This window comes from Streptomyces venezuelae (genome assembly GCF_008642275.1).
Taxonomy (GTDB): domain Bacteria; phylum Actinomycetota; class Actinomycetes; order Streptomycetales; family Streptomycetaceae; genus Streptomyces; species Streptomyces venezuelae_E.
Map to the genome: position 1 here is coordinate 950,100 of NZ_CP029189.1, position 22,345 is coordinate 972,444.

24 protein-coding genes are annotated in these 22,345 nt (G+C 72.0%); 14 read left to right on the forward strand and 10 right to left on the reverse strand.

Features of this window, described 5'->3' with window-relative positions; translation table 11 throughout:
• Nucleotides 1–110 precede the first annotated feature (110 nt).
• The 6 genes from DEJ51_RS04170 (at nt 111) to DEJ51_RS04190 (ending at nt 5,392) form a co-directional block, all read left to right on the forward strand.
• Nucleotides 111–1,349: a MurT ligase domain-containing protein gene (locus DEJ51_RS04170; RefSeq protein WP_150256332.1), complete on the forward strand. Its 1,239-nt coding sequence runs from the start codon at nt 111–113 to the stop codon at nt 1,347–1,349.
• Nucleotides 1,350–1,369: 20 nt separating this feature from the next.
• The gene (locus DEJ51_RS04175; protein ID WP_150256333.1) at nt 1,370–2,098 is read left to right on the forward strand and encodes a type 1 glutamine amidotransferase; all 729 of its coding nucleotides are present in this window, start codon (nt 1,370–1,372) and stop codon (nt 2,096–2,098) included.
• 216 nt (nt 2,099–2,314) lie between these two features.
• Nucleotides 2,315–3,340, forward strand: a complete 1,026-nt coding sequence (locus tag DEJ51_RS04180; protein WP_150256334.1) for a 6-phosphofructokinase — start codon at nt 2,315–2,317, stop codon at nt 3,338–3,340.
• A 103-nt stretch (nt 3,341–3,443) separates the two neighbouring features.
• Nucleotides 3,444–4,406 (forward strand): cytochrome c oxidase assembly protein, encoded by a 963-nt coding sequence (locus tag DEJ51_RS04185; RefSeq protein WP_150256335.1) that lies wholly within the window; start codon nt 3,444–3,446, stop codon nt 4,404–4,406.
• A 32-nt stretch (nt 4,407–4,438) separates the two neighbouring features.
• Nucleotides 4,439–4,597 carry a hypothetical protein gene (locus DEJ51_RS34370; RefSeq protein ID WP_030010293.1) on the forward strand — a complete coding sequence of 53 codons (159 nt, stop codon included), beginning with the start codon at nt 4,439–4,441 and terminating at the stop codon, nt 4,595–4,597.
• Between the two features lie 84 nt (nt 4,598–4,681).
• A complete protein-coding gene (locus DEJ51_RS04190) occupies nt 4,682–5,392 on the forward strand; it encodes a lysophospholipid acyltransferase family protein (RefSeq protein ID WP_150256336.1) in 711 nt (236 codons plus the stop codon).
• Nucleotides 5,393–5,428: 36 nt separating this feature from the next.
• Here the strand turns inward: DEJ51_RS04190 and DEJ51_RS04195 are convergent, their stop codons facing one another.
• The 7 genes from DEJ51_RS04195 to DEJ51_RS04225 all read right to left on the reverse strand — a co-directional run bounded on the left by DEJ51_RS04195 (nt 5,429) and on the right by DEJ51_RS04225 (nt 11,814).
• Complete coding sequence (locus DEJ51_RS04195) at nt 5,429–7,102, reverse strand: alpha/beta hydrolase (protein WP_150256337.1); 1,674 nt, start codon at nt 7,100–7,102, stop codon at nt 5,429–5,431.
• A 182-nt stretch (nt 7,103–7,284) separates the two neighbouring features.
• Nucleotides 7,285–8,070, reverse strand: coding sequence for an urease accessory protein UreD (locus DEJ51_RS04200; RefSeq protein ID WP_223835658.1), 786 nt, complete (start codon nt 8,068–8,070; stop codon nt 7,285–7,287).
• Nucleotides 8,067–8,762 (reverse strand): urease accessory protein UreG, encoded by a 696-nt coding sequence (gene ureG / locus DEJ51_RS04205; RefSeq protein WP_150256339.1) that lies wholly within the window; start codon nt 8,760–8,762, stop codon nt 8,067–8,069. The genes DEJ51_RS04200 and ureG overlap by 4 nt, the downstream gene beginning before the upstream one ends.
• A gap of 17 nt (nt 8,763–8,779) precedes the next feature.
• Nucleotides 8,780–9,454 carry an urease accessory protein UreF gene (locus DEJ51_RS04210; protein ID WP_150256340.1) on the reverse strand — a complete coding sequence of 225 codons (675 nt, stop codon included), beginning with the start codon at nt 9,452–9,454 and terminating at the stop codon, nt 8,780–8,782.
• A 16-nt stretch (nt 9,455–9,470) separates the two neighbouring features.
• A complete protein-coding gene (locus DEJ51_RS04215) occupies nt 9,471–11,192 on the reverse strand; it encodes an urease subunit alpha (RefSeq protein WP_150256341.1) in 1,722 nt (573 codons plus the stop codon).
• Complete coding sequence (locus DEJ51_RS04220; protein ID WP_150256342.1) at nt 11,185–11,496, reverse strand: urease subunit beta; 312 nt, start codon at nt 11,494–11,496, stop codon at nt 11,185–11,187. Before DEJ51_RS04220 ends, DEJ51_RS04215 begins: the two co-directional genes overlap by 8 nt.
• Nucleotides 11,497–11,511: 15 nt before the next feature.
• A complete protein-coding gene (locus DEJ51_RS04225; protein WP_030011137.1) occupies nt 11,512–11,814 on the reverse strand; it encodes an urease subunit gamma in 303 nt (100 codons plus the stop codon).
• A gap of 315 nt (nt 11,815–12,129) precedes the next feature.
• Between DEJ51_RS04225 and DEJ51_RS04230 the strand changes: the two genes are divergently transcribed.
• Nucleotides 12,130–12,522, forward strand: a complete 393-nt coding sequence (locus DEJ51_RS04230; protein ID WP_150256343.1) for a VOC family protein — start codon at nt 12,130–12,132, stop codon at nt 12,520–12,522.
• Between the two features lie 14 nt (nt 12,523–12,536).
• Here DEJ51_RS04230 and DEJ51_RS04235 read toward each other — a convergent pair whose 3' ends face one another.
• The gene (locus tag DEJ51_RS04235; protein WP_150256344.1) at nt 12,537–12,986 is read right to left on the reverse strand and encodes an ATP-binding protein; all 450 of its coding nucleotides are present in this window, start codon (nt 12,984–12,986) and stop codon (nt 12,537–12,539) included.
• 196 nt (nt 12,987–13,182) lie between these two features.
• Here DEJ51_RS04235 and DEJ51_RS04240 point away from each other — a divergent pair, with 196 nt between their 5' ends.
• A complete protein-coding gene (locus DEJ51_RS04240; protein WP_150256345.1) occupies nt 13,183–14,067 on the forward strand; it encodes a helix-turn-helix domain-containing protein in 885 nt (294 codons plus the stop codon).
• A 12-nt stretch (nt 14,068–14,079) separates the two neighbouring features.
• The gene (locus DEJ51_RS04245; RefSeq protein WP_150256346.1) at nt 14,080–14,301 is read left to right on the forward strand and encodes a DUF397 domain-containing protein; all 222 of its coding nucleotides are present in this window, start codon (nt 14,080–14,082) and stop codon (nt 14,299–14,301) included.
• A gap of 65 nt (nt 14,302–14,366) precedes the next feature.
• On the opposite strand, the gene DEJ51_RS04250 is transcribed toward DEJ51_RS04245, so the two are convergent.
• Entirely contained in the window at nt 14,367–15,548 is a 1,182-nt protein-coding gene (locus tag DEJ51_RS04250) for an 8-amino-7-oxononanoate synthase (RefSeq protein ID WP_150256347.1), read from the reverse strand.
• Nucleotides 15,549–15,705: 157 nt separating this feature from the next.
• Here DEJ51_RS04250 and bioB point away from each other — a divergent pair, with 157 nt between their 5' ends.
• Genes bioB through bioD form a run of 3 tightly spaced genes read left to right on the forward strand, consistent with a single transcriptional unit; the run spans nt 15,706 to nt 19,025 of the window.
• Nucleotides 15,706–16,956 carry a biotin synthase BioB gene (bioB, locus tag DEJ51_RS04255; RefSeq protein WP_150256348.1) on the forward strand — a complete coding sequence of 417 codons (1,251 nt, stop codon included), beginning with the start codon at nt 15,706–15,708 and terminating at the stop codon, nt 16,954–16,956.
• Nucleotides 16,949–18,271 carry an adenosylmethionine--8-amino-7-oxononanoate transaminase gene (locus DEJ51_RS04260; RefSeq protein WP_150256349.1) on the forward strand — a complete coding sequence of 441 codons (1,323 nt, stop codon included), beginning with the start codon at nt 16,949–16,951 and terminating at the stop codon, nt 18,269–18,271. Before bioB ends, DEJ51_RS04260 begins: the two co-directional genes overlap by 8 nt.
• A 1-nt stretch (nt 18,272) precedes the next feature.
• A complete protein-coding gene (gene bioD / locus DEJ51_RS04265; RefSeq protein WP_150256350.1) occupies nt 18,273–19,025 on the forward strand; it encodes a dethiobiotin synthase in 753 nt (250 codons plus the stop codon).
• 289 nt (nt 19,026–19,314) lie between these two features.
• On the opposite strand, the gene DEJ51_RS04270 is transcribed toward bioD, so the two are convergent.
• Nucleotides 19,315–19,737 carry a GNAT family N-acetyltransferase gene (locus tag DEJ51_RS04270; protein WP_150256351.1) on the reverse strand — a complete coding sequence of 141 codons (423 nt, stop codon included), beginning with the start codon at nt 19,735–19,737 and terminating at the stop codon, nt 19,315–19,317.
• A 206-nt stretch (nt 19,738–19,943) separates the two neighbouring features.
• Here DEJ51_RS04270 and DEJ51_RS04275 point away from each other — a divergent pair, with 206 nt between their 5' ends.
• Complete coding sequence (locus DEJ51_RS04275) at nt 19,944–21,278, forward strand: hemolysin family protein (protein WP_150256352.1); 1,335 nt, start codon at nt 19,944–19,946, stop codon at nt 21,276–21,278.
• On the forward strand, nt 21,275–22,300 hold the full coding sequence (locus DEJ51_RS04280) for a hemolysin family protein (RefSeq protein ID WP_150256353.1): 1,026 nt from the start codon (nt 21,275–21,277) through the stop codon (nt 22,298–22,300). Before DEJ51_RS04275 ends, DEJ51_RS04280 begins: the two co-directional genes overlap by 4 nt.
• The last annotated feature ends 45 nt before the right edge of the window (nt 22,301–22,345 follow it).

Sequence of the window (22,345 nt, forward strand, 5' to 3'; positions counted from 1 at the left end):
CGACGGGCGACTATATGAGGAGATCCGCGGCGGGGCGGGGGCGCCGCGGTCAAGGCTCCGGCCGGTACTGGATAGGCTGGGGCCGACCGACGCAAGGAGGACAAGGGACGATGGCAGGCAACACGGAGCCGCTTTCGCCGCGGGCCAAGCTGGCCGTGACGGCGGGCAAGGCCGCGGCGGCGGTGTCGCGGGCCGCGGGACGCGGAAGCGGATCGGTGATCGGTGGCAAGGTCGCACTCAGGCTCGACCCCGATCTTCTCGGCGCGCTGGCGCAACATCTCGATGTCGTCCTCGTATCCGCGACGAACGGCAAGACCACCACGACCCGACTGATCGCGGAGGCCCTGCGGGCCAGCGGTCCGGTCGTGTCCAACGCCCTCGGCGCCAACATGCCGGCCGGCATCACCTCGGCGCTGGCCGGCGGCTCGGACGCCAAGTACGGCGTCATCGAGGTCGACGAGAAGTACCTGGCCGGAGTGGCCCGGGACGTCACCCCCAAGGTGATCGCCCTGCTCAACCTCTCCCGTGACCAGCTGGACCGCGCCGCCGAGACCCGCATGCTCGCGGAGAAGTGGCGCGAGGGCCTCCAGGGCTCCAAGGCGGTCATCGTCGCCAACTGCGACGACCCGCTGATCGTGTGGTCCGCCTCCTCCTCCCAGAACGTGGTGTGGGTCGCGGCCGGCCAGGAGTGGAAGGACGACGCCTGGTCGTGCCCCTCCTGCGGTGGCGTCATGCAGCGCCCCGGCGACGACTGGTTCTGCGGCGAGTGCGGATTCCGGCGCCCGACCCCGACCTGGGTGCTCTCCGGCGACCACGTCCTGGACCCGCACGGCTCGGCCTGGCCGATCCACCTGCAGCTCCCCGGCCGCGCCAACAAGGCCAACGCCGCGACCTCGGCCGCCGTGGCCGCCGTCTTCGGGGTCCCGCCGCAGGTCGCGCTGGAGCGGATGTACCAGGTGCAGGCCGTCGCCGGCCGGTACGACGTGGTCACCTTCCAGGGCCGTGAGCTGCGGCTGCTGCTCGCGAAGAACCCGGCGGGCTGGCTCGAAACGTTTTCGCTGATCGATCCCCCGCCGACCCCGGTGATCCTCTCGGTGAACGCGCGCGGTGCCGACGGCACCGACACCTCGTGGCTGTGGGACGTGGACTACCCGCGGCTGGCCGGCCACCCGATCTTCGTGATCGGTGACCGCAAGCTGGACCTCGCGGTCCGCCTGGAGGTCGCGGGCCTGGACTTCCGCGTGTGCGACACCCTCGACGAGGCCGTGCAGCTCGCGCCGCCCGGGCAGATCGAGCTGATCGCCAACTACACCGCCTTCCAGGACGTGCGCCGCCGCGTCGGCAACTAGTACCCATAAAGGACAAGAGCATGAGCGACAACAGCCTGCGTCTGGTGTGGGTCTACCCGGACCTGCTGAGCACGTACGGAGACCAGGGCAACGCCCTCGTGGTGGAGCGCCGGGCGCGCCAGCGCGGCCTGGACGTGCAGCGCGTGGACGTGCGCAGCGACCAGCCGATCCCCACCTCGGGCGACATCTACCTGATCGGCGGTGGCGAGGACCGGCCGCAGCGCCTGGCCGCGGAACGCCTGCTGCGCGACGGCGGCCTGGAGCGGGCCGTCTCGAACGGGGCGATCGTCTTCTCCGTGTGCGCCGGGTACCAGATCCTCGGCAAGGAGTTCGTCAACGACCAGGGCCAGCGCCAGGAGGGCCTCGGCCTGCTGGACGTCGTCACCCTGCGCGGTGAGGGCGAGCGGTGCGTGGGCGACGTCCTCGCGGACATCGACCCGCGCCTGGGCCTGCCGCAGCTGACGGGCTTCGAGAACCACCAGGGCGTGACCCACCTCGGCCCGACCGCCAAGGCGTTCGCCCGGGTGACCATGGGCCGCGGCAACGGCACCGGTGACGGCACCGAAGGCGCGTACAACGACACGGTGTTCGGCACGTACATGCACGGTCCCGTGATGGCCCGCAACCCGCAGATCGCGGACCTGCTGCTGAAGCTGGCCCTCGACGTGAACGCGCTGCCGGCCATAGACGACCGGTGGTACGAGGCGCTGCGCGCGGAGCGCATCGCCGCCGCGACGCAGCCCGCCTAGAGGCCCTGCGGACCGCTCATCGGGGCGGCCCCGTCATCATCTGTTCGGCCCGGTTTTCCCTAGGGGGAACCGGGCCGACGTGGTTTTGTACGACGAGTGCGACCAGCATGTGGAGGATGGTTCAGTCCACCTCTCCACCGCTTGTAGGGTGGCCGTAGTTCCAACCGGACGACGTGGTCCGGTCGTCGGCCCACGTTGCAAAGGTCCGTTCCTGCCATGCGCATAGGTGTGCTCACTTCCGGTGGCGACTGCCCCGGTCTCAACGCCGTCATCCGCTCCGTCGTGCACCGTGCCGTGGTCGACCACGGCGACGAGGTGATCGGCTTCCTCGACGGCTGGAAGGGCCTCCTGGAGGCCGACTACCGCAAGCTCGACCTCGACGCCGTCGGCGGCATCCTCGCCCGCGGCGGCACCATCCTCGGCTCCTCCCGGGTCCAGCCCGAGCACCTGCGCGACGGCGTGGAGCGCGCCCGCGGCCACGTGGCGGACCTCGGCCTCGACGCGATCATCCCGATCGGCGGCGAGGGCACGCTGAAGGCCGCGAACCTGCTCTCCGAGGCCGGGCTGCCGATCGTCGGTGTCCCGAAGACCATCGACAACGACATCGCCTCCACCGACGTCACCTTCGGCTTCGACACCGCAGTCGGAGTGGCCACGGAGGCGCTCGACCGGCTGAAGACCACCGCCGAGTCCCACCAGCGCGTGATGGTCGTGGAGGTCATGGGCCGCCACACCGGCTGGATCGCACTGCACTCCGGCATGGCGGCGGGCGCGCACGCGATCGTCGTCCCGGAGCGCCCCTTCGACATCGACGAGCTGACGGCGATCGTCGGCGAGCGGTTCTCCGCGGGCAAGCGGTTCGCGATCGTCGTGGTGGCCGAGGGCGCGAAGCCCAGGCCCGGCTCGATGGACTTCGAGGAGCGCGGCAAGGACATCTACGGCCACGAGCGGTTCGCCGGCATCGGCAACCTGCTGGCCGTGGAGCTGGAGAACCGCCTGGGCAAGGAGGCCCGGCCGGTGATCCTGGGCCACGTCCAGCGCGGCGGCACGCCCACCGCGTACGACCGGGTGCTCGCCACCCGCTTCGGCTGGCACGCGGTGGAGGCGGCGCACCGGGGCGAGTTCGGCATGCTGACCGCGCTGCGCGGTACGGACATCGTGATGGTGCCGCTCTCCGAGGCGACCTCGACCCTCAAGACGGTCCCGGCCGACCGGTACGACGAGGCGCAGACGGTCCTGTAACGTCCCTTTTGTACGTCCCTTTTGCCCTGGGCCGCCCCCGCGCGCACGAGCGCTCGGGGGCGGCACTACTGTGGTGGGGCAGCACGGTCGAGGGAGTGAACAGATGGATCACAGCGGGCACGGCATGGACATGCACATGGACATGGACCTGCCGCCGTTCACTCTCGGGCGCGGGCTGGAGTTCTCGTTCGACGCCTTCTTCCTGATCGGCTCACTGGCGGCGCTCGCCCTGTACGGGTGGGGCGTGCTGCGCCTGCGCCGGCGCGGGGACGACTGGCCGCTGGGCCGCACCATCGCCTTCACCGTGGGCGTGCTGACCGTGGTCCTCGTGATGTGCACCAAGCTGAACGACTACGGCATGGTCATGTTCAGCGTGCACATGGTCCAGCACATGGTGATCAGCATGGTCACCCCGATCCTGGTGCTGCTGGGCGCCCCGGTGACGCTGGCGCTGCGCGCGCTGCCGCCGGCCGCCCGCGGTCGCAAGGGGCCGCGCGAGCTGCTGCTGATGCTGCTGCACAGCCGGTACATGAAGGTGATCACCCACCCGGCCTTCACGATCCCGATGTTCATCGCGAGCCTCTACGCCCTGTACTTCACCCCGCTCTTCGACTTCCTGATGGAGAGCCGGACCGGGCACATCGCGATGATGGTCCACTTCCTCGCGGTCGGCCTGATCTTCTTCTGGCCGATCATGGGCATCGACCCGGGCCCGCACCGGCCGGGCTACGTGATGCGGATGCTGGAGCTCTTCGCGGGCATGCCCTTCCACGCCTTCTTCGGCATCGCCCTGATGATGGCGAGCCAGCCGATGATCAAGACGTACGCGAACCCGCCGGCGTCGCTGGGCATCGACCCCCTGCTCGACCAGCAGTGGGGCGGCGGCATCGCCTGGGCCTTCAGCGAGATCCCCTCGGTGCTGGTCCTGATCGCCCTCGTCTACCAGTGGTACCACTCCGAGCAGCGGGCCGCGCGGCGGTCCGACCGGGCCGAGGACCGCAGCGGTGACAAGGAGCTGGCGGCCTACAACGCGTATCTCGCCTCGCTCCAAGCGCGTGGCCAGTAGCGCGACACCCGCTTCGCGCGCCACCATGGGGCATGACCGGATCCGTTAAGGCGATGGCTGTGATGACCTTCGCCGCCCTGGTGGCCGTCGCCACGTATTCCGTGGCCCTCGGCAGCAACGGCTGGCTGTGGTTCGGCTGGGTGGTGCTGGGGCTGCTGACCGCCGGGATGGCCGCGACGCGCAATGTCTGAGTAAGGTCCTCCCCCGCCCCTGCAACCCGCGGCTCACCGTTCGTAAAATGGCGGTGACAACGGGATATCGACGGGAGCGGCCTGGTGTTCTACCACTTGCTCAAGCACGTGTTGCTCGGCCCTCTGCTGCGGCTGCTGTTCAGACCTCGGATCGAGGGTCTGGAGAACATCCCCGAGGAAGGGGCCGCCATCGTCGCGGGCAATCACCTGTCCTTCTCCGACCATTTCCTGATGCCCGCCATCCTGAAGCGGCGGATCACGTTCCTGGCGAAGGCCGAGTACTTCACGGGCCCCGGGGTCAAGGGCCGGCTCACCGCGTTCTTCTTCCGCAGCGCCGGGCAGATCCCCGTGGACCGCTCCGGCAAGAACGCCGGACAGGCGGCCCTGCGCGAAGGTCTGGGCGTGCTGGCCAAGGACGAGCTGCTCGGGATCTACCCGGAGGGGACGCGCTCGCACGACGGCCGGCTCTACAAGGGCAAGGTGGGGGTCGCGGCGATGGCACTGGGCGCCGGGGTGCCGGTGATCCCCTGCGCGATGGTCGGCACCTTCGAGATCCAGCCGCCCGGGAAGAAGCTCCCGAAGATCCGGCGGGTGACGATCCGCTTCGGTGAGCCGATGGAGTTCTCCCGGTACGCCGGGATGGAGGGCGAGCGCGCCGTCCTGCGGGCGGTCACCGACGAGATCATGTACGCGATCCTCGGGCTCTCCGGCCAGGAGTACGTCGACCGGTACGCGGCCGAGGTCAAGGCCGAGGAGGAGGAAGAACGGAAGAAGGCCCGGCGCACCGCGCGCTGAGCCTCCTCCCGCTCGTCCGTCCGCTACCGCCGGTCCTTACCGGACGGCGGGGAGCTCCTCCGGCGCCGGGAGGACCGGGGACTCGGCCGGGGCGTCGGACGACAGGGACTTCGCCGCGGCCGGGGCCGGGGCCACGGGGGTGGCGTGCGGGTCGCACGTCACGTCCTTGGCGTCGACCTTGCCGGTGAGCAGGTAGCTGTCCACCCGCGTGTTGATGCAGGGGTTCAGCAGGCTGGTCACACCGTGCGAGCCCGCGCCCTTCTCGGTGATCAGCCGCGAGCCGGCGAGGCGGCGGTGCAGCTCGACCGCGCCCTTGTACGGGGTGGCCGCGTCCCGCTCGGACTGGACGATCAGTACGGGCGGCAGCCCGTGCTTGGCGCCGACCGCGATCGGGGTGCTCTGCTTGGCCTTCCAGGTCGCGCAGGGGAGGTTCATCCACGCGTTGGACCAGGTCAGGAACGGGTACTTCTGGTGCAGCTTGGTGTTGTCCCGGTCCCACTTGGACCAGCTGGTGGGCCACTTGGCGTCGGCGCACTCGACGGCGGTGTACACGGCGTTGCTGTTCTCGGAGGCCGCGTTGCCCTTGACGTCCGTCATGTCCGGGGCGATGGCGTCGACGAGCGCCTGCTCGTCACCGGCCTCGTACGCCGCCCAGGTCTGGGCGACGGGCACCCAGGAGGAGTCGTAGTACGGGGCGCCCTGGAAGAAGCCGATGAGCTCGGCCGGGCCGACGATCCCGCCGAGCGGGGCGGCCTTGGCCTTGGCGCGCAGCTTCTGGTAGCGGGCCTCGACCTTGGCGCGGGTGTCGCCGAGGTGGAAGACGGCGTCGTTCTTGGCGACCCAGTCCTGCCAGTCGTTCCAGCGCATCTGGAAGGCGACGTCCTGGCCGAGGTTGGCCTCGTACCAGATGTTGTCCTGCGACGGGTCCACCACGCTGTCGACGATCATGCGGCGCACGTGGGTCGGGAAGAGGGTCGCGTAGACCCCGCCCAGGTAGGTGCCGTAGGAGACGCCGAGGTAGTTCAGCTTCTTCTCGCCGAGGCCGGCCCGGATCACGTCGAGGTCGCGCGCGGTGTTCGGCGTGGTCATGTGCGGCAGCATCTCGCCGCTGCGCTCCTTGCAGCCGTCCGCGTACTCGGCGGCGAGCTTGCGCTGGGCGCGCTTGTCGGCCTCGGAGTCCGGGACCGGGTCCGCCTTGGGGGCCTTGACGAACTCCTGCGGGTCGATGCAGGAGATCGGCGCCGAGTGGCCGACGCCGCGGGGGTCGAAGCCGACGAAGTCGTAGGCCTTGGAGGTGTTGACCCACAGCGGGCTCTTGGTGGTGACGCGGCGCGGGAAGCGCATGCCGGAACCGCCGGGGCCGCCGGGGTTGTAGACGAGCGCGCCCTGGCGCTCCTCCTTGGTACCGGTGCTGCCGATCCGGTCGACGGCGATGTCGATGGTCTTGCCGAACGGCTTGGCGTAGTCGAGCGGGACCTTCACCCAGCCGCACTGGATGGGCTTCTCGAAGCCCCAGTCGGCCGGGCAGTCCTTCCAGTCGATCCCGGCGCGGGCGGCGCGGGCGGCGGCGATCTGGACGCCCAGCGCCTCCGGCAGCCTGCCGTCACTGCCGGCGGAGGCCGCAGCGGCCGGCGGAGCCAGCAGCAGGCTCGCCGCGAGTGTGCCGGTGATCAGTGTGGCGGCGCTCCCCAGCGCCGCGTTGCGTATCACGTGGTTGTTCCCCCTGCATCAGGTGCCGCCGTGGGCGGCCGGGTTGGTCGGGTTCGGTCGTCGGCGTGCAGGGGGATCCTGTCGTCTGACCGGGACCCGGCGACAGGGCCGGATCGACTTCTTTGCCAACCCGATAACCGGCGAGGCGTGTACCGCTCAGCGGTGCCTGTTGCGTCCCGCTTTCACCACCCGTAGGTCCGGCAGGCGGCGTCGAGCAACTCGCGCACCAGCAGGGCGTTCTCGGCCAGGGCCGTGACCAGGACGGCCGGGCCGGCCAGCGGCGTCACCGCGGCGGACTCCCCCAGGACCGCCGCGGCGGGCGGATCCGCGCTGAAGGCCGGGTCGACGACGAGGAGTTGGCCGAGCGCCCGGTACCCCGCCAGGCCCGCGGGCCCGTCCCAGCCTCCGGGGGCGCCGGGACCACAGGCGAGCTCCTGGTCCAGCAGCGGGCGGCCCCCGCTCTCGACGGTGAGGCGGCTGCGCAGCAGGCCCGGAACCTCCCCGGTGCGGCCCAGCACCTGCTCCTCGCGCAGCACCAGCCGTGCCGTGGGGGCGAGCCGGATCCGGGTGCGCACCCGCAGGTCGCTGCCGCGCACCGAGACCAGTGGCTCGGGCAGCCACCGCAGGGAGGCCCCGTCCTCCAGGGTGAGGTGTACGTCGTAGCGCGCGGGCTCGCCGGACCGGCCGGGCAGGGCCAGGGTGGCCGCCGCCGAGCCGAGGGCGAGGTGCGCGCCGGGCCCGGCGGTGGCCTCGACGGTGAGGTGGTCCCCGCCGAGCGGGGCGCTCATCGCGCCGACCAGCATGACCCCGGCCTCGCCCGCCGTCGAACGGGTGCGGCGCAGCGCGAGCGGCCCTTCCCCGGCGAGCAGCGGCAGGGCGGTGCCGCCCCGCCCGTCGGCCACGGCGTGGACACGGGCGGTGGCCCGCACCCCCGCCGGGGCGGGGGTGACGGGGGGTGCGCTGGTCACCGTACGGCCCAGGCGGCGATCCGCTCGCGCACCCAGGCGGCCACCGGGCCGACTCCCTCGGCGCCGCGCAGCGACTGGAAGGCGACGGGGAGTTCGCCGCGCTGGGCGGCGGCGTCACGTGCCATCCGGTCGAGGTCGGAACCGACGTAAGGGGCGAGGTCGGTCTTGTTGACGACGAGGAGGTCCGCGGTGGTGACGCCGGGGCCGCCCTTGCGGGGGATGTCGTCCCCGCCGGCCACGTCGATGACGAAGATCTGGGCGTCGACGAGGCCGCGGGAGAAGGTGGCGGTGAGGTTGTCCCCGCCGGATTCGACGAGGATCAGGTCCAGCCTTCCGTGCTCCTGGAAGGCGTCCTCCAGTTCCTCCACGGCCTCCAGGTTGGCGGAGATGTCGTCGCGGATGGCGGTGTGCGGGCAGGCCCCGGTCTCGACGGCGGTGATCCGCTCGGGTGGCAGGACGGCCTCACGGAGCAGGAACTCGGCGTCCTCGCGGGTGTAGATGTCGTTGGTGACGACGGCCATGGACAGTTCGGTGCGCAGGGCGCGGCACAGGGCGGCGACGGTCGCGGTCTTGCCGGAACCGACGGGGCCGCCGAGTCCGATGCGCAGGGCGCGCCGGGTGCCGTCGGGCCGCAGGGGATCGGCGCTGTGGGTGTGCCGGTGGGGATAGGTCACGGCGTGGTCGAGGTGCATGGAGGTGTCCTTCGGGGTCAGGAGGCGAAGAGGCGTACCGGCCAGCCGGCATGGACCTCCGCCGAGATGTCCAGCAGCGGCGAGGAGGCCGCGGGCAGTGCGTCCGGGCCCTGCGAGCGGGACCGCAGCGCGGCCCGCTCCGCCCGGGCCGCGACCGCGTCGAGTTCGGGGGCGAGGCGGGCCAGTACCCCGCTCGCCTCGAAGGGGTCCAGGCCCAGCAGCCGTACGGTCGCGGTGGCGGGCCCGCCGACGCTCTCGTACGCCGCCACGTGCGCGGCGTCCCCGGGCCCGAGTCCGGCGGCCCGGGCGGTGACGCCCAGCACCACGGGCTGGTGGGCCCCGCGCGGGAACGCCGCGGCCAGGGCCTCCAGTTCCGGGGCGGGCCAGGTGGCCCGGGCGGCGCGCATCAGCTGCCGCCCGAGCCGCCGGGCCGCGGTGCGCAGGGCCGGCGAGGGGGTCCGGGCGTCGGCGGCGGCGTCGAGGACGGCCGGGTCGAGCCCGAGGGCGGCGGCAGCGGCGAGCGCGGCGGCGGTGAGGCCGGTGGTGTGCAGCCGGCCCCGGCAGAAGTCCTCCAGGGTGGCGGCGTCGTGGATCCGGCCCGCCTTGCAGGCGGCCTCGGCCCCGCCGGAGTGGGCGTGTCCCCCGGCGGGGAAGCGGCCGTCGGCGAGGACGAGCAGCGCGGCGCGGCTCATCGGCAAGGACCTCTTCTCAGAACAGGAAGTAGCGCTGGGCCATGGGCAGTTCCGCCGCGGGTGCCGGTTCGACCGCCTCCCCGTCGATGGAGACGGTGAAGGTGTCGGCGTCGACCTCGACCCTCGGCATGGCGTCGTTGTTACGCATGTCCGCCTTGGTCACCTTGCGGGTGCTCTCGATGGCGACGAACCGCTTGCCCAGCGCGAGGCGTTCGGGCAGTGCGTCGTCGAGCGCGGCCTGGGCGGTGAAGTTCAGGGAGTTGAGGCCGGGTGCGCGGCCGTGGCTGCCGAACATGGGCCGGGGCAGGACGGGCTGCGGCGTGGGGATGGAGGCGTTGGCGTCGCCCATCTGCGCGTAGGCGATCTGGCCGCCCTTGATGACGAGTTCGGGCTTGACCCCGAAGAAGGCCGGGTTCCACAGCACCAGGTCCGCGAGTTTCCCGGTCTCGACCGAGCCGATCTCGCGGGCGAGCCCCTGGGCCACCGCGGGGTTGATCGTGTACTTGGCGACGTAGCGGCGGGCCCGGTGGTTGTCGGCAGGTCCGTCGCCGGGGAGGAAGCCGCGCCGCTTCTTCATCACGTGGGCGGTCTGCCACGTGCGCAGCACGACCTCGCCGACCCGGCCCATGGCCTGGGAGTCGGAGGAGATGATGGAGATGGCTCCGAGGTCGTGGAGGACGTCCTCGGCGGCGATGGTCGACGGCCGGATCCTCGACTCGGCGAAGGCGAGGTCCTCGGGGACGGCCGGGTTGAGGTGGTGGCAGACCATCAGCATGTCGAGGTGTTCCTCGACGGTGTTGACGGTGTGCGGCCGGGTGGGGTTGGTGGAGCTGGGCAGTATGTTCGGCTCGGAAACCACCGTGATGATGTCGGGTGCGTGCCCGCCGCCGGCGCCCTCGGTGTGGTACGAGTGGATGGTCCGTCCGGCGATGGCGGCGAGGGTGTCGGCGACGAATCCGGCCTCGTTGAGCGTGTCGGTGTGGATGGCGACCTGGGCGCCGGTCTCCTCGCACACCGAGAGGCAGGCGTCGATGACGGCGGGGGTGGCCCCCCAGTCCTCGTGGATCTTGAAGCCGAGGGCGCCGCCGCGCAGCTGGGAGTGCATCCCCTCGCGGGACATGGTGTTGCCCTTGCCGAGCAGGCCGATGTTGACCGGGTAGGCCTCCAGCGCCGCGAACATCCGGGCCAGGTGCCAGGGGCCGGGGGTGACGGTGGTGGCCTTGCTGCCTTCGGCCGGTCCGGTCCCGCCGCCGACGAGGGTGGTGATCCCGGAGGCGAGCGCCTCCTCGATGACCGTCGGGGAGATGAAGTGCACGTGGGCGTCGATGGCACCGGCGGTGACGATCTTCCCGTTGCCGGCGATGATCTCGGTCTCGGGACCGATGACCAGGGCGGGGTCGACACCGTCCATGGTGTCGGGGTTGCCGGCCTTGCCGATGCCGCAGATCCGGCCGTCGCGGATGCCGAGGTCGGCCTTGACGATGCCCCAGTGGTCGAGGACGACGACCCCGGTGATCACCGTGTCGGGGGCGCCCTCGGCCCGGGTGGTGCGGGCCTGGCCCATGGATTCGCGGATCACCTTGCCGCCGCCGAAGACGGCCTCGTCGCCGGCCCGGCCGGGGCCGCCGCTGAGGTCCTGCTCGATCTCCACGAAGAGGTCGGTGTCGGCGAGCCGGATCCGGTCACCGGCGGTCGGCCCGAAGAGGTCGGCGTACACCTGGCGGGAGAGCTCAGCCATCGAGCGGTCCTCCGGTCTCGCCGCGCAGCCCGGGTACGGTGCGCGAGCCCGCCAGCGGTACGAGTTCCACCGCGACCGGGATGCCCGGCTCGAAGCGGACGGCCGTGCCGGCGGCGACGTTGAGCCGGAGCCCGCGGGCGGCCGAGCGGTCGAAATCGAGGCCGGGATTGGCCTCGGCGAAGTGGTAGTGGGAGCCGACCTGGACCGGCCGGTCGGCGGCGTTGAGCACGGTGAGACGGGTGACGGGACGGCCCTCGTTGAGGGGTACCGGGCCGTCCCCGAAGGCGATTTCGCCGGGGATCATGCGGGGCACTCCGTTTCAGACGATCGGGTCGTGGACCGTGACGAGTTTGGTGCCGTCCGGGAAGGTCGCCTCGACCTGGACGTCGTGGATCATCTCGGGGATGCCCTCCATGACCTCTTCGCGGGTCAGGACGGTGCGGCCGGAGGCCATCAGCTCGGCCACGGTCCGGCCGTCGCGGGCGCCTTCCAGGAGGTGCGACGTGATCAGCGCGATCGCCTCCGGATGGTTGAGGCGGACCCCGCGCGCCCTTCGCTTCTCGGCCACGTCGGCGGCCACGTGGATGAGCAGTCTCTCCTGCTCGTGCGGTGTCAGTTGCACTCGTATCACCAAGCTTCCGGGACAAGATCGACAAGGGGCGGGGCGACCCTACCGGCCTTCAACACTCTGTTGACCTGCGCGTATCCGAACCAAGCGTCTCTTGCCCAACGCGGGGAAAGGCTTTCCGCCCCGACCACCACCGCTTTACCGGATCATGGGTGATCATTGGCGGTCGGACGTGGCCGCCACGCTAAACGCTGCGCTTTTCGTCTGAGTTAACCCACGTTTCGGGCAGGTACCCGGTTCGATGCCGGTGCCCCACGCGCCCGACTTCCGTATACGGCTCCGCAACCGGATCCGACATCGAGGAGAGAGATGTTCGTCAACCCCGTCCGGCACATCACCTTCGACGCCCTGGACCCCTACCGGGTCGCCGAGTTCTGGTCCGCCGTGACCGGCTTCACCATGCATCCCGACGACGTCGAGGGGGACGACGAGGTCCTGCTGGAGCCCGGCCGGCCCGGCGTACCGGGCCTGCTGTTCATCCGGGTCCCGGACGCCAAGTCCGTGAAGAACCGGGTCCACTTGGACATCCAGCCGCCCACCGGCACCCGGGACGAGACGGTCGAGCGCCTGATCGGGCTCGGCGCGAAGCTCGTGGACGACCGCCGCGACGCGGACGGCGTCATGGGCTGGGTCGTCCTCGCCGACCCCGAGGGCAACGAGCTGTGCATCGAGCGGAGCTCGGGCGAACGCGGCCTCGCCTGAGCCGGATGAGGCAGTCAGTAACCGGTGCAGCTGCGCGCCGGGGCCCCGACGCTCCAGGGCAGCGCGATCCACACCGTCTTGCCGCCGTCCTCGGTCGGAGTGACCGAGAGCCGGCCGCCCGCCTCCGCGGTCAGCCAGCGGATGATGACCATGCCCCGGCCGTTGTCCTGCTGGACGGCGGCCGGCAGCCGCCTGGGCCAGCGCGGGTGGCTGTCGGTCACCCCGACGCGCAGCCACTCCTGGCGCTCCAGCCGGACGTCGACGGTGAAGGTGGGCGACTGACCGAACGTGTGCTGCACGGCGTTGGTGGCGAGCTCCGAGACGATCAGCCGGACGCTGTCGGCGGTCTCGGCGTCATCGGGGAGACCCCACTCGCTCAGCACCTCCGCGACGTAGCGGCGGGCGGTGGCGACCGAGGCGGGATCGCTCGGCAGAGTGACGGATGCTTCCTGGTGATCTGCCATGGCGACGGTCCCTTTCCCACCCGGGGCAAATGCCCCGGATCTGTGCTGGACGCCAGAGTGCCACTGATAGTGCCGTCACATCTGCCTTTCCCCCAAGATATGCATATATCTGTCGCTCGATGCGGTGAACTCTGCTACGGAAGAGCGTATTTGGACGGCAGACTGGTGCGAGCTGTGCCGGTGGAAGGAGGCGGGTGTGCAGCACGGTCCCGCGGTGCGCCGACGCAAGCTCGGCGAGGAACTGCGTGCCCTGCGCGACCGGTCCGGACTCACCAGTGGTGAGGCGGCCCGGATCATGGGATGGCACCAGTCGAAGATCAGCCGTATCGAGACGGGCCGCAGCGGCGTGAAACCGGAGGACATCCGGCTGCTCCTCGACGCCTACGGGGAGATCGTCAGCCCCGAGCAGCGCGCGTTGCTGGAGGCGCTGTCGGCCTCGGCCGCCGGCCCCGGTCCGGCGGGCGACACCGGGCGCGGCCGCCAGTGGTGGCACGACTACCGGGGTCTGCTGCCGCAGGAGTACCGGGACTTCATCAGCCTGGAGGCGGGTGCCAGGTCGGCCCGCACCGTGGAACTGTCCGTCGTGCCCGGGCTGCTGCAGACCCCGGGATACGCGCGGGCCGTGACCCGGGCGGCGCTGGGCGGGCTGCCGGAGCCGAAGGTGGACGCGCTGGTCGAGGTACGGCTGGCCCGGCAGTCGGTGCTGCGGGCCGATCCCCCGCTGGAGCTGAGCGCCGTACTGGACGAGGCGGTGCTGCGCCGGCAGATCGGCGGGCCCGGGGTGATGGCCGAGCAGTTGCGGCACCTGGCGGAGGTGTCGAAGCTGCCCCAAGTACGCCTGCAAGTACTCCCGTTCAGCGTCGGAGGGCATCTCGGCCTGACCGGACCCTTCGTTATTTTTTCATTTCCGGACATCGCTGATCTGGATGTGGTGGTACTCGACCATTTGACGAGTAGCCTCTATCTGGAGCGGAAGGAAGACCTTGAGGCGTACGGCGCCGCGTTCCGCACCATCCAGGCGCACGCCCTCCCGCCCCAGGACTCGTCGGAACTCATCAGCTCACTCGCTGACGACGCGTAAGGAGGCACCCCCGTGTCCGCAACCCCCTTATCCAGCAGCGGACTTCTGATCAGCGCGCGGTGGCGGCGGAGCAGCCGTAGCACCGGAATGAACAACTGCGTGGAAGCGGCCGCCCTGAACGGCGGTCTGCTGGCCGTCCGTGACTCCAAGCGGACGGACGGCCCGGCCGTGCTCTTCACCGGGCCCGCCTGGACCGGCTTCCTCGCCTCGGTACGGGCCGACGTGCACGCGTAGCCCCGTCCGGGACCACCCGGGAACGCCCTGTACCCGGGAGCGCCCAGGACCCGGGCCGATACGGCCTACCGGCCCTGGCCGTCCGCGGCTCCCGCGGGCGCGGTCGCCAGGATCGTGGCGACCGCCCGATCGATCTCGTCCCCCGTGAGATCGGCCCGGGCGGTCAGCCGCAGCCGGGAGATGCCGTCCGGCACCGACGGCGGACGGAAACACCCCACGAACAGACCCGCCTCGCGGCAGTCGGCGGCCCAGCGCAGTGCCGCCGACGCCGACGGGGCCCGTACCGACACCACGGCCGCGTCCGGCCGGGCCGCGGTCAGGCCGGCCGCGGTGAGTCGCCCGTACAGCTGGGCGGCCACCTCGCGGGCCCGGTCCGCCCGCTCCGGCTCGCGCTGGAGCAGGCGCAGGCTCGCCAGCGCCGCCCCGACGGCGGCCGGGGCCAGTCCGGTGTCGAAGATGAAGGTGCGTGCGGTGTTGACCAGGTGCCTGATCACCCTGGCCGGGCCGAGCACGGCTCCGCCCTGGCTGCCCAGGGACTTGGAGAGGGTCAGGGTGGCGACCACGTACGGTGCGCCCGCGAGCCCGGCGGCGTGCAGCGCGCCGCGGCCGCCCTCGCCCAGCACCCCCAGACCGTGTGCGTCGTCGACGACGAGGGCGGCGCCCTCGTCCCGGCAGGCCGCCGCGTACCCGGCCAGCGGGGCGGCGTCCCCGTCCACGGAGAACACCGAGTCGCTGACCAGCAGCGCCCGGCCCTCGTGCGCCGCGAGCGTCTTGCGCGCGGTGTCCGGGTCGGCGTGCGGGACCACGGCGGTCTCGGCGCGCGAGAGCCGGCAGCCGTCGACGATCGAGGCGTGGTTCCCGGCGTCGGACACGACCAGCGTGCCCCGGCCGCTGAGCGCGGTGACGGCGGCGAGATTGGCCGCGTAACCGGAGGACAGCACGAGGGCCGCCTCGAAACCGCAGTAGGCGGCGAGTTCCCGCTCCAGCTCGGTGTGCAGCTCGGTCGTACCCGTCACCAGCCGCGAACCGGTGGCTCCGGCTCCCCAGCGCTCGGCCGCCTCCTGCGCTCCCCGGACGGTCCCGGGGTGCCGGGACAGGCCGAGGTAGTCATTGCTCGCGAGGTCCAGCAGCGGCGACACCGGCGGCCGGGGGCGCAGTGTCCGGACGAGGCCGGCCTCCTCCCGCGCGCGCTCCGCGTCGTCGATCCACGCGAAGACGTCCACCGGATCGGGAGTGAGCTCGGGCATCGGCACGTCCTCGTGTTTTGTCGGCAGTCCACAGACCTTCCCCGACCCTAGCTCGCGCGGCCGCCGCGCCAGGTGTGGTGATACACACACACCCATCCGGCCATGTTGTGCGATCTCTCCTTGGCCGGGAGCGGGGGTGTGGTCCAGGATCGGGTTCATGGACCTGCTGAACACCCTGGTGGACAAGGGGCTGCGGCGAGAGCTGCCGACCCGCGAAGAAGCACTCGCCGTACTGGCGACTTCTGACGACGAACTGCTCGACGTGGTGGCCGCGGCCGGCAAGGTGCGCCGCCAGTGGTTCGGGCGTCGGGTCAAGCTGAACTACCTGGTCAACCTGAAGTCGGGCCTGTGCCCGGAGGACTGCTCCTACTGTTCCCAGCGCCTGGGGTCGACGGCCGGAATCCTCAAGTACACGTGGCTGAAGCCCGAGGAGGCCTCCCAGGCCGCCGCCGCCGGTGTCGCGGGCGGCGCGAAGCGGGTCTGCCTCGTCGCGAGCGGCCGCGGGCCGACGGACCGGGACGTGGACCGCGTCGGCAAGACGATCGCGGCGATCAAGGAGCAGAACGAGGGCGTCGAAGTCTGCGCATGCCTCGGCCTGCTGTCGGACGGCCAGGCGGAGCGGCTGCGGGACGCGGGCGCGGACGCCTACAACCACAACCTCAACACCTCCGAGGCGACGTACGGGCAGATCACCAAGACCCACACCTACGCGGACCGCGTCGACACCGTGCAGAAGGCGCACGGCGCCGGCCTGTCCGCGTGCTCCGGTCTGATCGCGGGCATGGGTGAGAGCGACGAGGACCTGGTCGACGTCGTCTTCTCGCTGCGCGAGCTGGACGCGGACTCGGTGCCCGTCAACTTCCTGATCCCGTTCGAGGGCACGCCCCTGGCCAAGGAATGGAACCTCACCCCGCAGCGCTGCCTGCGCATCCTGGCGATGGCGCGGTTCGTCTGCCCCGACGTCGAGGTCCGCCTCGCCGGCGGCCGCGAGGTGCACCTGCGCTCGATGCAGCCGCTGGCCCTGCACATCGTGAACTCGATCTTCCTCGGTGACTACCTGACCAGTGAGGGCCAGGCCGGTCAGGCCGACCTCGACATGATCGCGGACGCCGGGTTCGAGGTGGAGGGCGCCGGTACGTCGACCCTTCCCGCGCACCGCTCCGACGCCCTGGCCGCCGCCACCGGCGGGGGCTGCGGTTCGAACGGCGGCGCCTCGCTGTGCGGTTCGGGCGCGCCCGCCGAGGGCGACGAGGCCGCGGGCTGCGGCTCGGCGTGCGGCGGCTGCTCCGGCCACGCGCCGGCGGCCCGGACGCCCGCACCGGTCCAGGCCGAGGCCGGCGAGGTCCGCCCCGAGCTGGTGGCGGTCCGCCGGCGCGGCGCGGGGACGGACGTCGCGCCCAATGCCTGACCAGGATGCGCCGCTGTCGGCCGGCGCGGAACTGCTCGCGCTGGACCGGCAGCACGTCTGGCACCCGTACGGCCCGATGCCCGGGCGGCAGGAGCCGCTGATCATCGCCTCCGCCTCGGGTGTGCGGCTGCGGCTCGCCGACCCGTCCCAGGGACAGGGTCACGAGGAGCTGGTCGACGGCATGTCCTCCTGGTGGTCGGCCATCCACGGCTACAACCACCCGGTGCTCAACGAGGCCGCCACCGCGCAGCTCGGCCTGATGTCGCACGTGATGTTCGGCGGGCTCACCCATGAGCCCGCCGTCCGGCTGGCCGCGAAGCTCGTCGAGATCACCCCGGCGGGGCTGGAGCACGTCTTCCTCTCCGACTCCGGCTCGGTGTCCGTCGAGGTCGCGGTCAAGATGTGCCTGCAGTACTGGCGTTCGCTGGGGCACACGGGCAAGACCCGGCTGCTGACCTGGCGCGGCGGCTACCACGGGGACACCTGGCAGCCGATGGCGGTCTGCGACCCCGACGGCGGGATGCACGAGCTGTGGCAGGGTCACCTGCCGCGGCAGGTCTTCGCGGACGCGCCGCCCGCCGGTTTCGACACGCCGGTGGATCCGGCGTACGCCGACCACCTGCGCGCCACGGTCTCCGCGCACGCCGACGAACTGGCCGCGGTCATCGTGGAGCCGGTGGTGCAGGGCGCGGGCGGCATGCGCTTCCACCACCCCGGCTACCTCCGGGTGCTGCGCGAGCTGTGCGACGAGTACGGGGTCCTCCTGATCCTGGACGAGATCGCCACGGGCTTCGGCCGTACGGGTGCGCTCTTCGCGGCCGACCATGCGGGGATCACCCCGGATGTGATGTGCCTGGGCAAGTCCCTGACCGGTGGTTACCTCACGCTCGCGGCGACCCTGTGCACGGAGCGGGTGGCGAGCGGCATCTCCCAGGGCGAGGTCCCGGTGCTGGCGCACGGGCCGACCTTCATGGGCAACCCGCTGGCCACGGCCGTGGCGCTGGCCTCCGTCGACCTGCTGCTCGGCCAGGACTGGGCGACGGACGTCAAGCGGATCGAGGCGGGGCTGCGCGAGGGCCTGGCGGCGGCGTCGGACATCCCCGGGGTGAAGGACGTACGTGTCCTGGGCGCCATCGGCGTGGTCCAGCTCGACCACGAGATCGACGTGGTGGCGGCCACCCGGGCGGCGGTGCGGGAGGGCGTGTGGGTGCGCCCGTTCCGGGACCTGATCTACGTCATGCCGCCGTTCGTCACCGGTGACGAGGACGTGGCCCGTATCTGCCGTGCGGTGTGCGCGGCCGCGCAGGAAGGCTGAGATGTCCGTACTGATGGTGTCCGGAACGGGTACCGAGATCGGCAAGACGGTGGTCACGTCGGCGATCGCGGCCGCCGCGGTGGCCGCCGGCCGTTCGGTGGCGGTGCTCAAGCCCGCGCAGACGGGTGTCGGCCCGCAGGAGCCGGGGGACGCCGCGGAGGCGGTCCGGCTGGCCGGCCCCTCCGTCACGGCGGTGGAACTGGCCCGCTACCCGGAGCCCTTGGCCCCGGACACGGCGGCCCGCCGCTCGGGATTGCCGACGCTGTCCCCGGCGCAGATCGCGGACGCGGCGGAACGGCTTTCGCTGGACCACGACCTGGTCCTGGTGGAGGGGGCCGGCGGGCTGCTCGTCCGCTTCGACGAGGCGGGGAACACGCTGGCCGACGCGGCCCGCCTGCTCGGCGCGCCGACGCTGCTCGTCGCCCAGCCGGGTCTCGGCACGCTCAGCTCCACCACCCTCGCGGCGGAGGCCCTGCGGGTCCGGGAGCTCACCGGGCTGGGTGTGGTGGTGGGCAGCTGGCCGCAGAGCCCGGACCTCGCCGAGCGCTGCAACCTGGCGGACCTCACGAGGTCCTCGGGCCTGCCGCTGCTGGGCGCGGTCCCGGAGGGCTCCGGGGGCCTCGCGCCGGATCGTTTCCGCGCGGCGGCCCCGACCTGGCTGGCCCCGTCCCTGTCGGGCACCTGGTCGGCGGAGTCCTTCCTCACCGCCTGGCCGCCACCCCCTTTCACCACCCGCAGCCCCGCCGACGTCTGAGGCGCGGGGCCCGGGGCCCGGGGCCGAGCCCCGCCACCCCGAGCCCCGCCCGGCCAACCAGAGCCCCGCCCGGCCAACCCCAGCCCCGCCGGCATTTGAGGCGCGGGGTCTGGGGGCGGAGCCCCAGATCCGTAAGCCGCACCACCCGGCACCCGCCCGGCAATCCCAACCCCGCCCGGCCAACCCCAGCCCCGCCGGCGTTTGAGGCGCGGGGTCCGGGGCGGAGCCCCAGATCCGTAAGCCGCACCACCCGGCACCGCACCCGCACCCACACCCGCAGGGCCGGCGGCTAGCCGAACGGCTTCACCCACCGCGTCCACTGCTCCTCCGGCCGGTACCCGACCGCCCCCCACACCCGGTGCGCCCGCTCGTTGCGATCGAGCACCATCGCGTCCCCCCGCCGCCCGCCGAGCGCCACGAACCGTTCCTCGGCGGCGGCCAGCAGCGCGCCCCCGATGCCCCGCCTCCGGTACCCGGGGTGCACGGCGAGCCGGTAGAGGTGACACCGCCACCCGTCGAACCCGGCGATCACCGTGCCGACGAGTTCCCCGTCGAGCCGGGCGAGCAGCAGCGCCTCGGGGTCGCGCTCGTGCAACCGCTCGACCCCGGCGAGGTCGTCGCTGATGCTCGTTCCCTCCGCGGCGGTCTTCCAGAAGGCCAGGACCGCGCCCAGGTCTGCGGCCGACGCGGAGCCGATATGAAGATCAGTCATGGCCGAATCCCATCATCCGGCCGCACTGCGCCAAAAGAATGATCCGTTCGCTTTGCCCGTCCTTTACCATGTGGTGAAAGGTCCCTCCTGAGTGAAAGGTGTGAGCGTCCGCCCATGGGCGAGCCTCCCAGTCCACGACACACGCGTTCCCGACATCGCGCGGTACCCCTCCTCCTGGCCGACCATGGGACGGAGGTGATCGACCGATGACCGAGGTGCTCCTGCTCGTCGTGGCACTGCTGCTCTGCCTTGCCTGCGGAGTCTTCGTCGCGGCCGAGTTCTCGCTCACGACCGTCGAGCGCAGCGAACTCGAACGGGCCGTCGAACGCGGCGAGCGCGGGGCCGACAGCGCCCTGTCCGCCGTCCGTACCCTGACGTTCCAGCTCTCCGGCGCCCAGCTCGGCATCACCGTGACCGGCCTGGTCATCGGCATGATCTCCAAGCCTTCGATCTCGGCCCTGCTGCAGGGCCCCTTCGAGGCCATGGGCCTGTCGGCCGGCACGGCCGCCTCCGCCGCCCTGATCCTCGGCACGGCGGTCTCGACCGTCGTCCTGATGGTCGTCGGCGAGCTGGTGCCCAAGAACTGGGCGATCTCCTCCCCGCTGGCGATCGCCAAGCGCGTGGCGACCACGCAGCGGGTCTTCAGCCGGGCATTCAAGCCCCTGATCAGCCACCTCAACACCACCGCGAACCATCTGGTGCGCCGTTTCGGCATGGAGCCGGCCGAGGAGCTGGCTTCCGCACGCACCCCGCAGGAGCTGGTCGCCCTCGCACGCCATTCCGCGAAGGCGGGCGCGCTGGAGAAGGACACGGCCGAGCTCTTCGTCCGGACCCTGAACCTCGCCGACCTGACCGCGGAGAACGTGATGACCCCGCGCGTGCAGGTGACCGCCCTCGACGTGCAGACCACCGCCGAGGACGTGGCGAACGCGACGCTGGCCACCGGCCTGTCCCGCTTCCCGGTGTACCGGGGCAGCCTCGACACGGTCGTCGGGATCGTCCACATCAAGGACGTCCTGGCCCTGCCGGCCGCGGAACGGCGCCGGCGTCCCGTTTCGCAGCTGCTGCGCGAGCCGCTCCTCGTACCGGAGTCGCTGACCGTGGACCGGCTGCTCGACCGGCTGTCCGGCAAGCAGACGATGGCCGTGGTCATCGACGAGTACGGCGGCACGGCCGGTGTGGCCACGCTGGAGGACATCGTCGAGGAGGTCGTGGGCGAGGTCCGCGACGAGCACGACCCGCACGAGACCCCGGACCTGGCCCCGGCCGGTACGGACGACTCCGGGCGCCTGCTCTACTCCGCAGACGGTGCCGCGCGCACCGACCAGCTCCAGCGGATCGGGCTGCGCGTGCCGGACGGCCCCTACGAGACCCTGGCCGGCCTGATAGCGACCGAGCTCGGCCGGATCCCGGAGGTCGGCGACCGCATGGAACTGAACGGCTGGCAGCTGGACGTGGTGGACGCCGGCGGGCGACGGGCCGCGCGCGTGCTGCTGCACGCCCCGGCCGAGCCCACCGCGGGAACGGAGGAGGCCCGATGACCGTCATCCAGCTGTTGATCGGCCTGGCGACCCTGGTCGTCAACGCCTTCTTCGTCGGCGCGGAGTTCGCGCTGATCTCGGTCCGGCGCAGCCAGATCGAACCGTACGCCGAGCAGGGCGACCGGCGGGCCCGGGCCGTCCTGTGGGGCCTGGAGCACGTGTCGGCGCTGATGGCGGCGGCCCAGCTGGGCATCACGCTGTGCACCCTGGTGCTGGGCGTGGTGGCCGAGCCGACCATCGCGCACCTGCTGACCCCGCTGTTCGACCTGGTCGGGGTACCGGCGGGGCTGACCCACGCGATCTCCTTCGTGGTGGCGCTGACGCTGGCGACGTACCTGCACATGCTCTTCGGCGAGATGCTGCCGAAGAACGTGGCGCTGTCCGAGCCCGTGCGCACCGCGCTGCTGCTGGGGCCGCCACTGGTGACCCTCACCCAGGTGCTGCGGCCGGTGATCTTCGCGATCAACGCCTTCGCCAACGCCCTGCTGCGGCTGCTGCGGGTGGAGGTGAAGGACGAGGTGGCGGCGACCTTCTCGGACGACGAGCTGGCGCGGATGGTCAAGGACTCCAGTGACGCGGGACTCCTCGACGACCGGGCGAGCGAGCGCCTGCACGACGCCCTGGAACTGGGCCGGCGGCCCGTGACCGATGTGGTGCTGCCCGCGGACCAGGTGGTGCCGGCCCGCGAGGGCATCAGTCCGGCCGGGCTGGAGCTGCTGTCGGCCGAGTCCGGGTACTCCCGGTTCCCGGTGATCGACGCGCAGCACAAGATCCTGGGCTACCTGCACGTGAAGGACGCCCTGGACGCGGACGACGAGGAACGGGACGAACCCTTCCCGGTGGCGTCGCTGCGGCCGATCGCCCAGGTACGGGCGGAGACCCCGCTGGACGACGTGCTGACCGCCATGCGGCGCAGCCGTACGCACCTGGCGGCGGTCCTCGGGGCGGACGGCGCCATGACGGGCCTGGTGACGATGGAGGACGTACTGCGGGAGCTGTTCGGCAGGCCCGCGTCCGCGTGATCCTCCGAGGCGTGCGGTCCCCGGCCCTGCGGGGTCGGGGTACCG